Origin of the sequence: Ligilactobacillus hohenheimensis (assembly GCF_947381805.1) — a bacterium.
GTDB lineage: Bacteria > Bacillota > Bacilli > Lactobacillales > Lactobacillaceae > Ligilactobacillus > Ligilactobacillus hohenheimensis.
Window position 1 is genome coordinate 414,118 of sequence record NZ_CANCXC010000001.1, and the last position, 14,519, is coordinate 428,636.

General features: G+C 53.3%; 13 protein-coding genes. 6 read left to right on the forward strand and 7 right to left on the reverse strand.

The window, feature by feature from the left end; genetic code table 11:
- Positions 1 to 76: 76 nt before the first annotated feature.
- Positions 77 to 1,381, forward strand: a complete 1,305-nt coding sequence (locus QOR60_RS02100; RefSeq protein WP_283581705.1) for an APC family permease — start codon at positions 77 to 79, stop codon at positions 1,379 to 1,381.
- A gap of 182 nt (positions 1,382 to 1,563) precedes the next feature.
- Here QOR60_RS02100 and QOR60_RS02105 read toward each other — a convergent pair whose 3' ends face one another.
- Positions 1,564 to 3,192, reverse strand: a complete 1,629-nt coding sequence (locus tag QOR60_RS02105) for an APC family permease (RefSeq protein ID WP_283581706.1) — start codon at positions 3,190 to 3,192, stop codon at positions 1,564 to 1,566.
- A gap of 432 nt (positions 3,193 to 3,624) precedes the next feature.
- On the opposite strand from QOR60_RS02105, the gene QOR60_RS02110 reads away from it, so the two are divergent.
- Together QOR60_RS02110 and yaaA are read left to right on the forward strand one after the other, a co-directional pair.
- The gene (locus QOR60_RS02110) at positions 3,625 to 5,118 is read left to right on the forward strand and encodes a type 1 periplasmic-binding domain-containing protein (protein ID WP_283581707.1); all 1,494 of its coding nucleotides are present in this window, start codon (positions 3,625 to 3,627) and stop codon (positions 5,116 to 5,118) included.
- A gap of 2 nt (positions 5,119 to 5,120) precedes the next feature.
- Positions 5,121 to 5,882, forward strand: coding sequence for a peroxide stress protein YaaA (gene yaaA, locus QOR60_RS02115; protein WP_283581708.1), 762 nt, complete (start codon positions 5,121 to 5,123; stop codon positions 5,880 to 5,882).
- Between the two features lie 116 nt (positions 5,883 to 5,998).
- On the opposite strand, the gene QOR60_RS02120 is transcribed toward yaaA, so the two are convergent.
- Complete coding sequence (locus QOR60_RS02120; RefSeq protein ID WP_283581709.1) at positions 5,999 to 6,265, reverse strand: hypothetical protein; 267 nt, start codon at positions 6,263 to 6,265, stop codon at positions 5,999 to 6,001.
- A gap of 1 nt (position 6,266) precedes the next feature.
- A complete protein-coding gene (locus QOR60_RS02125; protein ID WP_283581710.1) occupies positions 6,267 to 6,584 on the reverse strand; it encodes a hypothetical protein in 318 nt (105 codons plus the stop codon).
- 129 nt (positions 6,585 to 6,713) lie between these two features.
- Here QOR60_RS02125 and QOR60_RS02130 point away from each other — a divergent pair, with 129 nt between their 5' ends.
- Positions 6,714 to 9,551, forward strand: a complete 2,838-nt coding sequence (locus QOR60_RS02130) for a DUF3427 domain-containing protein (protein ID WP_283581711.1) — start codon at positions 6,714 to 6,716, stop codon at positions 9,549 to 9,551.
- 142 nt (positions 9,552 to 9,693) lie between these two features.
- On the opposite strand, the gene QOR60_RS02135 is transcribed toward QOR60_RS02130, so the two are convergent.
- Together QOR60_RS02135 and QOR60_RS02140 are read right to left on the reverse strand one after the other, a co-directional pair.
- Positions 9,694 to 10,551 (reverse strand): MBL fold metallo-hydrolase, encoded by an 858-nt coding sequence (locus tag QOR60_RS02135; RefSeq protein ID WP_283581712.1) that lies wholly within the window; start codon positions 10,549 to 10,551, stop codon positions 9,694 to 9,696.
- A 16-nt stretch (positions 10,552 to 10,567) separates the two neighbouring features.
- Positions 10,568 to 11,002, reverse strand: a complete 435-nt coding sequence (locus QOR60_RS02140; RefSeq protein WP_283581713.1) for a hypothetical protein — start codon at positions 11,000 to 11,002, stop codon at positions 10,568 to 10,570.
- Positions 11,003 to 11,094: 92 nt separating this feature from the next.
- Between QOR60_RS02140 and QOR60_RS02145 the strand changes: the two genes are divergently transcribed.
- Positions 11,095 to 11,415, forward strand: a complete 321-nt coding sequence (locus tag QOR60_RS02145) for a DsrE family protein (protein WP_283581714.1) — start codon at positions 11,095 to 11,097, stop codon at positions 11,413 to 11,415.
- Between the two features lie 2 nt (positions 11,416 to 11,417).
- On the opposite strand, the gene QOR60_RS02150 is transcribed toward QOR60_RS02145, so the two are convergent.
- On the reverse strand, positions 11,418 to 12,176 hold the full coding sequence (locus QOR60_RS02150) for a sulfite exporter TauE/SafE family protein (RefSeq protein WP_283581715.1): 759 nt from the start codon (positions 12,174 to 12,176) through the stop codon (positions 11,418 to 11,420).
- Between the two features lie 137 nt (positions 12,177 to 12,313).
- Here QOR60_RS02150 and QOR60_RS02155 point away from each other — a divergent pair, with 137 nt between their 5' ends.
- The gene (locus QOR60_RS02155) at positions 12,314 to 13,540 is read left to right on the forward strand and encodes an MFS transporter (RefSeq protein WP_283581716.1); all 1,227 of its coding nucleotides are present in this window, start codon (positions 12,314 to 12,316) and stop codon (positions 13,538 to 13,540) included.
- A gap of 150 nt (positions 13,541 to 13,690) precedes the next feature.
- Here QOR60_RS02155 and QOR60_RS02160 read toward each other — a convergent pair whose 3' ends face one another.
- Positions 13,691 to 14,446, reverse strand: a complete 756-nt coding sequence (locus QOR60_RS02160; RefSeq protein WP_283581717.1) for a sulfite exporter TauE/SafE family protein — start codon at positions 14,444 to 14,446, stop codon at positions 13,691 to 13,693.
- Between the last annotated feature and the right edge of the window lie 73 nt (positions 14,447 to 14,519).

Genomic DNA, 14,519 nt, shown 5'->3' on the forward strand with positions numbered 1-14,519 from the left:
GTTTACATAATTCTCATTTGTCCATTCTACGTGTTTTTAAGCAAAGAAACAATTTAATTTTAAGAGGGCGATTTAAATGACAAAGGCAGAGCACAAGATGAGTCCGTTTTCAGTGTTTCTCCTGGGAGTCGACAGTATGATTGGCTCCGCGGCGTTTTTGCTGCCAGGAAGCTTGTATGCTAAAGCGGGGATCATGATTATTCCGATTCTAATTCTTTCGGGAATTTCCGCGCTGTTGCTGGCACTGTGCTACGCGGGTTTGGCAAGCCGTACCAGCGGAAACGGCGCGGGGTGGCTGTACGCTTACAACGAGTTTGGCCAGTTTGCCGGCTTTGAAGTGGGGTTATTTACCTGGCTTCAGGGCGTGATGACGATTGCAACCGAAATTGCGGCGTTTTTGACGGCCCTGCAGGTATTCTTTCCCCAGCTCCACCATTCAGGTACTTACCGGATAACTGGGATTCTGGTTATCCTTGCGATTTCGGTGATTGGAATTTTAGGCCAGCGGGTGTCAAACGCAGCCAATGATACGGCCACCCTGTTAAAGTTGGCCGTCTTAATCCTGTTTATTATTGGTGGAATCTGGTTTATCCATGGGGCGCACCTCCTGCACAGTCCAGCGCACTCGTTTGCGTCGTACAACAACGCGTACAGTAACGTCTTTTACATGTACACCGGGTTTGCGTTCCTGCCGGTGGCGGCGGCAGAAATGCGGAATCCCCAAAAGAACCTGCCCCGGGAACTCTTGGCGGTGATTACGGCGGTCGTTACCCTCTACGTGGTGGTCTTTGTTGTGGTAATTGGAATGCTGGGCCGGCGGATTGCGACGAGTTCCGCCCCGTTAGCCCTGGCGTTTGCCACCCGGTTTGGGTTCTGGGGGAAGCTGATTATTACGGTTGGAACAATCGGGTCGATTCTAGGAGTAGCGATTTCCCTGTCATACAGCACCCCGTTTGTGGCATCCTCCCTGGCAAACGAGCACAAGCTTTTGCCGGCGTTCTTTGGCATTAAGACGAAGAACGGGGCGCCGTGGGTGGCAATTCTCCTGACGGCGGGCGTGTGTGCACTCCTTTTCCTGAGTGGAAACTACCTGTTCCTGGTTCCGTGTGCGGTAATTGTGTCGCTGGTGCAGTACTTCTCCACCGCGCTGGTAATGCTGCGCGTAAAGTGGCGGCAACACCAGCATAAGGAACCAGTCCACACTGGATTCCACCTTCATGGGGGGATCACCGTCCCGGTCTTAGCCCTGATTGTGTGCGGGTATATCCTGGTTAACCTGCAATGGCGGGTAATTGTCTTTGGGGCGTTGTTACTGGCAGCGGGGATTCTCCTGTACGTCGGTGATACTGCCGTTCAGCGCTGGCGTCACCGGCACGCTTAAAGAGCGGGTTAAGTCAGTTCTATGAAAAATAATGGAGGCTGTGCTAGAATGCGCAGCCCCCTTGTTTTTTCCAGGTAATGTGATGTAAAAGAAAACGCCGTCCCGAAACGGAACGACGAATATAACCTAATTAATAACAACCCAACCATTATAGCGACTTCCCCAATAAAAGACAAGCGTCCTTATGAGTTTTGTCGGTCATGTTCCGGCTTGCCGATAATGATCAGTAACACCGCCGTGAGTACGGCGATAATCCCAATTAGCCACCACCGACTGGTGAGGTGGGTTCCACCCAGGTAAAAGGCACTAATGAGGGCGACAAGCAAAATGGCGACCATGCTAATCCACTGCGGTTTGGTAAAGGCCACGCCGGTTGTGCTGCGCCGTTCCCGCCGGGTGATGTACGGCAGGATAATTCCCAGACCGACGAGGACGACAATGGCAATGATGTTGATGACCAGTTCATACCACCAGGTGCTGGAGAACGTGGTGACGTCCTGTGGGGCAATTCCAAGGATGGTGGCAATTGCCGTGACAATCAGCATCCACCACCCAACAACCAACGCAAACTTCCGGTTCTTAATGTAAACGTAGGTGGACGGGAACTGGTCCTGCTTGAGCCGCACCATGATGAAGGCGAAGAAGATCCAGCAGGTCACTCCTGGGGAGACGATCCCGTTTAAGTTCAGCAGCCAGTTGAAGATGTCGTTCATGTCAGGCAAGAAGATTCCCAAACCAATGATGAACGCACTTAGAACGCACGTAAGGATGTACCCGTTGATTGGGAGTCCCGCGGCGTTTGTCTTCCGTAAAAACTTCGGCATGTACTTAGTCCCGGTATCCGAAATCAACATCCGGGTCATGGCATCAAGTAATACCGCTAGCAGGGCGGCCAGGTAAAAGACCTCGGTCCACGCGAAGCAGTACATGAAGAAGTTCCCCATGTGATAGTGCCGTCCGAGGGCCTGGAAGGCGTAGTACGACCCGTTCATTTTAAGGTCGTTTGGCAGGTGGTGGGCGTTAAAGAAGACTCCCAGGGAGAAGGACCCGAAGATGGTTAAGAAGGCGGTCATGACTGCCAACATGATCATTGCCTTCGGGAAATCCGTCTTTGGTTTTTTCATCCGGGTCACAAACGGCGCAACTAGTTCGGCCCCGTTCATGGCATAAATCAGCATGCCGACCGTCGCAAAGTACTTGAAGTTAAACTTCGGTAAGATGGCGTGCAGGTTCATCGGTTGGGTGGCAATGTGGCCGCCCATCGCAATGGCCGTAATCGTCATGATAACAAACAGTACGGTCATCCCAAACATGGCAATCCCCCCGATGGTACTGAGAATTTCCATGGAATGCTTAAACCGCGACTGAATGACGATGAATACCACGAAAACAATCAGGCTTAAGAGGGCAAACATGCTGTTGGAAAGGGCGTGTTCGAGGTGGTCGTTGCCGTTAAAGGCCCAGCCTAACCCAACGACGATGGAGTTTGCCGTATCAACCACGTAGGGAATTGAGGCGGCCCAGTACGTCCAGGCGGTGAAGTAGCCGAGAAATTCGCCGCTGGTTCCCCGGACCCATGAACTTAAACCGCCCCCTTCGTTGCTAAACGCCGACCCAAGGTGGCCGACCATTAAAGAATACGGAATAACGTAGAAAAAGAGCATAATGATCCACGACGTAATGACGCTTAGTCCCTGGTTTTGGAAGTTATAAATTAAATCGTCAAAACCAATGACCGTCACGAAGTCCATTAGGGCGAGAACCGGCCAACTTATGTATGATTTTTTATTGGCCTTAGATAAATCATCCATTGTGATAATTCCTCCTTTGGTGACCTAATAATGAAAAATGCACCGTTGTTAAGTGTACCATAACCGTTTGTTAGTTAACCGACCAATTATCAATTAATTATAAGTAAAAATGTTCTCTTTTTAATAAACATGTGATGTTTGGCAAACTGGCTGCCAGGATCGCGTGAGCATATTATTTGAAGCCAAAGGGGGGCGTTTCTATACTAAGAATGAAAATGTGCGCGGGTAAAAAGTGAAATTTCTCCACGACCCCGATGCGGGGTAAAAGCGTTTTGCCCGAACAACGCATACTTTCATCCCCCATCTGTGGGTCTCCCACAGACCATTACCATAACGGAGGAGGTTATCTGACGTGATAACCTCCTTTTCGTGCTAATTCCCAGTACTTTTTGGTAAGATGGGGAGAGAAAGTGACTAAGGAAGGTGGGCTTAATGACAGCAAATGCGCTGGCCCTAATTAAACAACTAACCGCCCTGTTAACGGCGGAAAACCAGGTGGTCCGGCTCTCCGATCAGACCGCGACTAAGACGGTGCGGCAGATGGTGCGGTTGACCTGTACGTTAGCGGATGATTACCGGGCATTGGTTAACCGCCACATGCTGGCGGCTGCCCGGGTGATTTCACGGCCCATCTACGAGCGGGACGTTTTCTTATTATTTATCCTGCACGACTACGGGGAAAGCGTTGCCCGGGCGCAACTCTTTTACCATTCAAGCCGGCTACGGCAGTACCTGTGGACAAGGGCAATCTGTTCCCAGCCCGATTCGTTTATGGACCGGGAACCACTGGCTTCGGCGTTTGCTGCTCAGGACGGGCAGTGTTGGGGCCAGCACCATATGAGTCTTGCCAGCTGGTTAGCCCAACAAATTGATGATGAACGGACGGCGTTCAATACGGTCGAACAGCGGGTGCAGTACTGTGATTTAGCGTCGTTTGGGCGCGATGATCGCAGGAAAACGTGGTACCGGACGGACCCGGAAGTATGGGGCCATGGGCCTAAAATTAGTAGCATTGCGGACGTTGCCCGGTATGTGCTGGCCGATCAGCACAATTACTGCCACCTAGTGTTTTACGGAATAAATTCCTTATTTACTCACGGGTACTACTTGCCGGCAGTGCTCACTGACGATGTGACCGGAACATCGTTGCTGGTGGCCGGCCTGCTGGACGCCACTGTGGCTGCTATTTTTAAGGTGGGTCATCCTACCAATAGGGAACGGCGGCAGTTCCAGCAGCTGCACCACCAGTTGATGGAACAATTTAAGGCGCAGCCCGTGCCGCAGTGGCCCGAAAGCGCGCACCCGGACCGAATTTCGCAGGGGACGGGGGCAGCCTTTATGACCCAAGCCCAAGCAACCCTGGATGCCTACCGCTGGTTGCGAAAAGAAGGGCGCAACCAGGCGGCGCGTGTCCTTTTCCGGACCCTAAATGAGCAGTGGGTAAGTGTCCGCTGGATTAAGGCGCAACCGACTGAGGACGCACAGCAGGCACTCTTTGACCGGTTTGTGCTGACAGCCCGGCTGCAGCTTGTCCGGGATGTGCGGCGGTTTGTTGGGGAAGAACAGAAGGAAGCATTCACTCCCGTAATCGCAAGCCTCACGGATGCCCTGGTTCAGGCTGCAACGCCCGTAATGAACCAGCGGACGCTCCGCCGGGATAAGCAGCACCGCAACTGGTTAGCGGTTGAGCAGGGACCAGGAAAGCATGCCCGGTCGTTCCGGGCAGTGGAGCGGCTGGTGGTGCCGCACGGGTCGTTCGCGTACCAGTACGCTAACGGGTTCCATTCCGTCCATGCCCATGGCATTAACCTTAACCTACCGTTTTTCATGGACGATCAGCGCACGCCAATCTTTTTGCTGGGAGACGATGCGCAGATGAAGGTTAACGACCAGGTCGTCGCGGACCTCGTTGCGGGGGTGGAATAAACATGGAACAACTTGGAATTATTATTTCGCCCGCCAAGAAGATGATGCGGGATACGGATGACTTTCAGGACGTGACCCGGCCCCTGTACCTGGATGATGCGCGGATCATCCGGGATTATTTACGGGCAATGAGTTATGACGAACTGGCAGTGATGTGGCATGCAAGTGACCGGATTACTAAGGCAAGCTACCATGCCCTTCAAACCATGGACCTGGAGCATAACCTTACGCCGGCAATTATGGCCTTTCAGGGACTCGCGTACCAGTACATGGCGCCCGACTTGTTTACTGATCACGGGCTCGCCTACCTGCAAGACCACATAACGATCCTGTCGGGCTTTTACGGCGCACTCCGTCCGTTTGACGGGGTCGCCCCGTACCGGTTAGAGCTGAAGGCCAAGATTCACGTAAATGGCAGCCGTAACCTCCCGGATTTTTGGGGAGCTAAGTTGCACGATGCGGCGTTTCGGAACGGAAAAGTTGTGTTAAACGTTGCTTCGGCGATGTTTGCCCGGACGGTGCGGCGGTACCTGCAACCGGACGAACAGCTGATTGACTGTGTTTTTGGTAAATTAATTGACGGGCGGGTGGTCCAGCGGGGAACGTTGGCGAAGATGGCCCGCGGTGAGATGGTCCGCTACCTTGCAGAAAATAATGTCACCCATCCCGAAGATGCCCAGCAGTTTCAAACCCGGGGCTACCGGTACCGCTCGGAATTTTCAAGTCCAACCCGGTACGTCTTTATTCAAGATGAGGAAAATTAGGCGAAAAAATAAGCGTGGTGAAGAGCCGCATCGCTTGAAGGGGATTGCTTCAGGCGGATGGGTATCCAATCACCGCGCTTATTTCTTTGGTGGGCTGTTTACGCTACCTAGGTTAATCAGTGTTCCTGAACGTACACCTTATGACTCCGGGGAAATTCCCGGCTGAACGCCCGTTTCAGGGCCCGCTTGGCGTTTTGCCCGTCAAGCTGGGTGCGTTCCTCGGCGTACCCGTGTTCAATCAGTTCGGCGCCGCCGTCATCAATCAACTTAATGCGTACGGACCGGTCCTTTTTAAACGTGTAAAATCCCAGTTCCTGTTTCCGGCGTTTTTTGAGGTTGGTAAGGGCTGTTTTTTGTGCCTGTTTCAGTTCAATCAGTTTCATTTTATTTGCCCCCTAAAAACTGTTCTAGCTCCTGGGTAAAGTCTGCCTTCGTGATGTTAGTTGTTAGGTACTCCACGGTTGCGTCGGCACCGTGCCGGGTGAAGGCGACCCGCATCGCTGGTAACTGAGGAGGGTTAACCCGGCATTCGTAACACTTGGTCCCCGCGACGGGAATCCGGGTTGCGAGTTTGGTTTTGGCGAAATTCGTTGCAAATTGCTGGGTAAGCTGGGCGGCAACGGCCTTTTGGATGGTTGCAACCTGGTGCTTATACGTTTTAAAGACTTTCTTGCAACCTTTTTTACTATAGGTAATTTCCACCGTAATTCCTTCTTTCCGTTTCTAGTATATACCAGAAGGGAAGGGCGACGCGACCCGGAGCAACTGGTCGCCTGATAGGAGGGTTCTGGGTATAATAAGACCAGAATAACGAAGGGAGCGGACAAAGTAGTGGATCAGGGGTTAACAGCAGCACTTCTCGCCGGGTTTAGCGGCGCATCAGGAGAAACCACCGGGGTGTGGGGTCCCCGGGTGATTACTAACCAACCGGGGGAAGAATTATGGAACTATCTCCGGTTTGAACTGGAACACTGTACCCGTTTCCGGTGGATGATTGCGTTTGTCACCCCGGCAATGCTGGTTCCCTTGAAGGCAGTTTTGGCGGACCGGCCAGCAGGAGTGACGGGCCAGATTATTACGGGAACCTACGCGGGGTTTAATCCCCCCGCAGCGTTTTATGAGCTCAATAAACTACCGGGAGTAACCGCCCGGGTGGCAACCAGTCGGGGATTCCACGCAAAGGGTTACTCCTTCACCCGCACAACGGGGGAAGAGGTGCTCTTTACGGGAAGTGCTAACTTTACTAAGCAAGCACTCCTCACGAACCGGGAGCTAACGCTTCGGGTAGTGGGAACCGCCCGCGGAACGGTTTTTCAGGAGTTTACGACGGCCTTTGAAACGGAATGGAAACACGCTCATCCCATTACCCCGGAGTGGCTCGAGGAGTACGCTGCCACCTATCATCCACCGGTGACCACTGCGGTACACCCAACTTCCGCCCAGAAGGTTACGCCGAATAAGATGCAGCAAGAAGCCCTGGCCACCCTGAAGGCGTCCTGGAAACGGGGCGAACGCCGAGCGCTCGTGGTGTCGGCGACCGGGACCGGCAAGACGTACCTGGGAGCGTTTGCCGTTCAGGCGTTCCGGCCGCGGCGGTTCCTGTTCATCGTGCACCGGGAAGAAATTGCGCTTAAGGCGCGGGAAAGTTTTCACCGGGTGATTGGTGGCCCTGCAAGTGCCTTTGGAATTTTGAGTGGTCACCGGCACGACTGGGACGCCCAGTACCTCTTTGCAACGGTGCAAACGGTGGCGCAAGAACAAACGCAACGGCACTTTACGCCCACGACGTTTGATTTCATCCTCATCGATGAAGCGCACCGGGCTCCGGCGCCGAGCTATCAGCGGGTGATGGCTTTCTTTACCCCTAAGTTCTGGTTGGGGATGACGGCAACTCCGGAACGGATGGACGACGCGGATGTGTATGCGCTGTTTGACTATCACGTGGCCTATGAAATCAGGCTGCGGACCGCAATTGATAACCACCTGGTCTGTCCGTTTGATTACGTTGGGGTGGCAGACTATACGTATCATGATCAGGTGATTGACGAACAAACCCCGTTGAAACGGTTGGCGGCGCCGGAGCGGGTCCAGTACGTCCTACAGCAGTTGGCCTATTACGGGACGCATGGGCCGGTTCATGGATTGGTGTTTTGTAGCCGGCAAGCTGAGGCCCAAGAAATTGCTGCCCAGTTTACGGCAGCGGGGCACCCGGCAGTTGCCCTGACCAATATTGACGGACCAACTAAGCGGGCAAAGGCGGTCCGGGACCTTGAGGTTGGCCGGATTGAGTACATCATGACCGTTGATTTGTTCAACGAGGGAATTGACATTCCGTGCGTCAACCAGGTGGTCATGCTCCGGAGCACCCAGTCGCCGGTTGTCTTTACCCAGCAGCTCGGACGGGGCCTGCGGCGGGCTGCCGGGAAAACGAGCGTCCTCGTGCTTGATTTTATCGGCAACTATAAGAACAACTACATGATTCCAGTTGCGCTAACGGGACACGCCCCGGCCGCCAATCCCGCTGTCCGGGACACCGTGGTCGCGCCCCCAACCATGGGCATTACCACCATTAACTTTACCCGGATTGCCCGGGAGCGGATCTTACGGAGCCTGGAGCAAACCAAGGTCGATGCACTGGTGCACCTCAAGCAGGCGTACCGAACGCTCAAGCAGCGGTGCGGGCGGATTCCTTTAATGTACGACTTTGCTGCCGCGGAAACGGTAAGCCCGCGGGCGTTTACCCACCAGGCGCGGGTAAAAAACTACAACCAGTTCCTTGCGCGGGTGAAGGACGACCGGCCGTTAACCGGGTGGGAGGACCAGGTCCTCACGTTTATCACCCAGGAATTAGTCAACGGGCTGCGTCCCCACGAATTGGTTTTACTGAAGTTATTGCTTGAAAAGAACGGGAAGGTGACTCAAGCAGCGTATAAGGCGGCGCTTAAGCAGTATCATGCACCGAGCACTTCCGCTACGCTGGCCTCGGTGATGGCCGTCCTCAGCCTTGATTTCTTTGACGTCGCGGCGGGCAAAACGACACGCAAGAAGCAGTACGGTAATCAGGCTGTGGTAACCCTAACGGCAACCGGGTATACCTGGTCGCAGCCCATGGTAATCGCCTTGCGGGAACACGCTTGGTTCAACCTGTTAGTTACCGACGCGGTTACTACGGGACTGCAGTTAACACAAGAACTGGATTCGCGGACCGCGTTTACTCGCGGAAAAGGGTATACCCGAAAGGACGTGTGCCGGTTACTCAACTGGCCGAAGGATATTAGCGCCCCGCTTTACGGGTACCGCGTTGTTGATGGGGTGTGTCCCATCTTTATTACGGTGAAGAAGACTACCGGCCAGCGGAGTGCCCGGTACAAAAACGACCTGCGCTCGGGCGACCGTTTACGGTGGTATACCCGGAGTCCGCGGACACTGAAATCACCTGAAGTGCGGGAACTGCTGGCAGGAGTCAGTGCGGGACACCAGCAGGTGCAGATGTTGTTGTTTGCGAAGCGCGATGATGGTTGCAAGGCGTTTACCTTTCTGGGAGAGGTGAAAGTTGTGCCAACCAGCATCCGGGAAGAGGTGCTAAACGGTAAGAGAACGGTGGGGATGGACCTGCAGTTACAGCACGTCCTTCCCCTGGACCAGTACCGGGAGTTATTTACGGACTAAGGGATGAAAAAGGAGGTGGCAAGAGGATGCCGCCTTTAGACAATTATGTGACAAATTAACCGAAACGAGCACGGCAAAGGGGCGACAACCCGCGATAGTGAATGCGGGCGGGTGGTTTTCCTTACCATGCTCGTTTCGTTGTTTAATATAGTGCCGAGACGTAAAAGTAGGCGGGGACGTGCAACTGGTGAAGGGTCGCCTGCACCACGTCCTCATATGACGTATCGCCGGGAAGGGCGGCCTTTTGTGCGGCAATCCGGGCCATAAAACGTTGGTTTTGGCGGGCAATTCGGGCGGCTTCTTCCATGGTAAACGGGGTTCCGTGACCGGGGTAAAGAGTGGCATCTGCCGGGAAAAGCGTCTCCACCTGCCGTAAAAATTGCCGGTACTGGGCGCGGAGGTGGGGAACAACGCTCTGGCTAAGCGGATCAATGTCGAGCAGTGAATTGAAAACAATCCCGGCAAGGAGGAGGTCACCGGTAAACCAGTGACCGTGGTCATCAGTAATAATCGTGTCTTGAGCGCTATGTCCGGCGACGGTGCGGGCGTGCAACCCAAACTGTGTGAGTGCGGTGAGGGGACGGATGGTTCGTTTGCTAAGTGCTGGCACCAGCCGGGTTTCCAGGCGTTGCTGAACGTTGTGACGCGCTGCTGGGGGAACCGCGGCAGGAAGTTTCAGGTGGTCAATTGCCCGTTGATATGCCGGGGTGCCGTAAAAGGAGAGCCCTGGAGCAGCGTATACCGGAATTGTGGGTGGAAGAGCTTCGAGAAGGCCCACGTGGTCCGGGTGGTGGTGGGTGATCACAATTCCCTGAAGATCAGTGACCTGCAGGTTAAGTTGCGCCAACGCGGCCGTCAACCGGGTGTAGTTTGCTGCCCCCGCAAAGCCCGCGTCAATGAGGAGACGTTCGTGGGAGAGTAAAAAGCTGTTTGCCGCCCGGGCATGGGGCCGGGGCGCCGGAAACGTAATTTGGTAAATATTATCTGTCCACTGTTTCATTTGTGCTCCTCACTGCTTACCGGACGTGACTGTTTACGGTCGTATGGAACGGGTGCGTTTCGATTTGCTGGTTACTGTTGGCGGGATTGGCGACGTATAAGAGGCACGCTAGGGCAATTAGAATGGCTAATAAGGTGCGCATCCACTGGCCGTCTTCACCAGGAGTAAGCCGGTGTTGGTAGTGTCGGAGGATATAAAACATTCCGCCGCCTAGCCCAATGAGGCTCAGGAGGGCACTACTTCCAATGAAAAATCCCAGTCCTAACCCGACAAGCGCTCCCAGCCACTGGGCGAAAAACGCACCGATTAACGCCCCAATCAGGGCACACAGAAAGATGCGCTGGTTGGTAAACGTTAGGGCCAAAAAGAGGCCGCCAAATAAGCCAAGTTGCCACCAAACGTAGTGTTTGTTCCGGTCACCGTGGGGGCCATTAAAAAGACGATTAAACATACTATTCCTCCGTGTAAAGTTGAATTTTTATGTGGGGCGTTCTGGTCACTCCCTTAACTGAATGCTGTTAGAATAAAGGGGAGGTGAACAGAATGCAAGTTTTATTTCATGTGGATGATTCTGCGCGGCTCTCTGGGGCAGTGCGGAACATTGAGAATCTATTAGATGAAATTCCAGCAGCAACTGTTGAGCTGTTAGTGAACGGGCCAGCGGTGCAAGCATTGGTTTCCCAAAATGATGCGGTCGCCCACCTTGCAGCCAGGCCGGTGGTGACCGTTGCGGTGTGCCAGAATTCACTGCACCGGTTTAACGTTGATCCCGCCCAACTTCCTCAGGCCATGACGATCGTGGCAAGTGGAGTCGTTGAGCTTGCCCGCAAACAGGAAGCTGGGTTTGCCTACATCAAACCGTAAACCTACAAGCAGTACCGGCAAAAAAGGACAACCGCCAGGATGATGGCTCCACCCCCCACAATGAGGTGCATCACCTTATCGGGAACGTGCCGCACAAGAACAGGGCCTAAGTAGCCGCCGATAAAAAAGCCGCATGCCATGGGAATTACAAACTGCCAGGCAATTGTTGTTTTAAAAAGATAAACAATCGCCGTTAATAAGTTTGCGACGACAAGCACGGCGTTTTTAACCGCGTTAACCTGGGTAAAGTTTCCCGGAATGATCGCAAAGAGGGCCAAAAGCATCACAACGCCGCCGCCAGCCCCGAAGTAACCCGTGTAAACGCACACGAGGAAGGCGAGTCCCCAGGCTCCTAGCCGGCGAAAAAGTGTTGTGTGCTGTTCTTTTTGGTGAATGCGCGGCGGGAACAGCATGATGATCCCGGCAAGGCCGATAAAAAACGGGACGACCATTTTGAAAACCGTCGCCGGAAGGGCAAATAGTAGTAACGCTCCCAAAATCGCGCCCACAATTGTCATTGGCAAAAGGATTAGGAGACGCCGTTCCTGGCCCTTTAATTCGTGGCGGGACGAGAGGACGGCGCTAAAGCCCGACGTCACGAGCGCTAAGCTGTTGGTGACGTTGGCAGCGACCGGCGTCATGCCCATTAGGAGTAGGGCCGGGTATGAAACCAACGAGGCTAACCCCGCAGCTGAACTAATGGTTCCCGCAGCAATTCCTGCAAGCACCAACCAGCAAAGTGTAAGGATCCAGTGTACCATTAATTTTCATCTCTTCTTTAAATGTCATCAGGTTTTCGGTCTCCATTGTACCACGGGATGGGGATTGTTTTTTTATGGTGAAAAGACGATAATAATCGGTATTGAAGATGTAACTTATAAATAGGAAGTGGATTAACATGACGGGGCAAAAAGCCGTTCCGGAATGGCGGCATAACTTGTATATTTTGTGGATCGGGAACTTTATTGTTGCGATGGGGTTCCAGTTATTTATGCCCTTTTTCCCGCTTTATATCCGTACGCTCGGGTCCTTCAACCGGTTCCAGCTAAACATGTGGAGCGGGGTCGTATTCTGCGCGGCCTACTGTGTTTCCTCGTGGATGGCGCCGATCTGGGGAAAGTTTGCGGACCAGCACGGGCGCAAAAAGGTACTGTTACTGTCATCCGCCGGAATGGCTACCATGGTCACCCTCATGGGACTGGTCACAAACGTTTATGAGTTAGCACTTTGTCGGCTGTTACAGGGGTTCTTTTCAGGCTATATTAGTAACACCTCAGCCTTGATTGCTGCCAGTGTACCGGGAGAACGGAGTGGTCAAGCGCTTAGTTTGCTATCAACCGGGACGACGGCAGGAATGTTAATTGGCCCGTTCTTTGGTGGGGTAATCGCCAACGCGTTTGGGTACCGACTTACCTTTATCCTTACGGGACTGTCCCTGTACTTCGTGTGTGGTTTTACGTTACTTTTTGTGTGGGAAAAACACTTTACGCCGCTTTCCGCCAGGGAAATGCTCTCAACCAGGGAGCTCTTCCACAGCCTAAAACACCCGCGGATTATTGTGGGAATGATCGTCACCACCTTAATTATCCAGGCGGCGAATAACTCAATTTCACCGGTGATTAGCCTGTACATCCGCCAACTGATGCACGGGCAGGGACGAGTGGCCCTTGTCAGTGGGATTATTGCGGCCCTTCCCGGAATCTCGACCCTTTTAGTGGCAAAGACCTTTGGGGCGTGGGGTGATCGGATTGGAACGCACAAAATATTATTGGCTGGCTTCATCTTTGCTTTCATTGTGTTTATTCCGCAGGCCTTCGTCCACAACGTGTGGGAGCTGGGAATCCTGCGCTTCTTGGTAGGGATTTCGGACGCCGCCTTACTGCCACAGGTACAAACAATGCTGGCGAAGTATTCAAATTCCCGGTACTCCGGCCGGATTTTCAGTTATAACCAGTCCGCGCAGTTTGCGGGAAACATTGTTGGTTCGCTGTTAGGATCAACGGTTTCCGGACTTTGCGGGTACGGCGCCGTCTTCCTGTCGACGGCTGGACTGGTGGCCGTTAACTTCTTCTGGGTCCGGCGGAGTGTGCGGGAAATTTTACATCAGACCCCGCAGAATGCGTAGGGAAACCTGGACAGAGAATTTAGAAGAGTAAAAGGAGGTTGTGCTGTAGGGCGCAACCTCCTTATTTCATAATAACGGGTGAAGTGCAAACTAGCCGCCAAAGTGGTTGGTCAGATTCGATTGGTTTCATCACCCCGTTTTATTTAGTAATTAGTGAATCGTAATGATCCCGAACCCCTGTAAAAGGTGGTAGGTTCCGGCGGCTAACATGACGATGTAGGCCATCCGCCGGACGAACTTCATTGAAACGTGGTGCATAATCCGCATCCCGATGGTGGTCCCAATCACGCACGCAACGATGGTGATGCACAGCGGACCGGTCATCTGGGCGGTAAAGTTTCCGCACGCAATGTTGTTAATCAAAACGTTAACCGTCGTAATCGCAAAGTACAGTTGCAGGGTAACCTGGTATTCCAGGGGATCATCCATCACGGAGTCAAAGTAGGCGACCATTGGCGGCCCCCCGATGGCAAACATGCCGTCCATGAAACCACCCAGGGCGCCGGCTGCGGATCCCACCAGCGGATTACGCTTCAGGTGGACGTACTTGGCGCCAAAAATTAAGTATAGGGCGAGGACCCACATGAAGAATCCCAGAATGAAACCCATAGTGCGGGAGCTTAGGCGGACCATCATGTGGACACCGATAAACCCGCAGATTAAAGAAGCAACTGCCGGGTAGAGGACCATTTTCCACTTGAGGTGCTTCCGCATCGAAATGATCGTGTACAGCTGGAGGATGAGCACGGTTGCCACAACGATGACCGTACATTTCCGGTAGGGAAAGAAGAACGGCAGGATGGCCATGCTAAGAATGCCGAAACCAAACCCACTCGTACTCTGAACAAGGGCGGAGACAAACGTTACGAGGGCTAAGATGATTCCCAGCTTAAGGGTTAAAACCATAGTGAAACCTCCTTTCTGGTGATTAATCAAGGCTATTATACACGGGCAGGTAACTAATTAAAAGTTAGTTTCT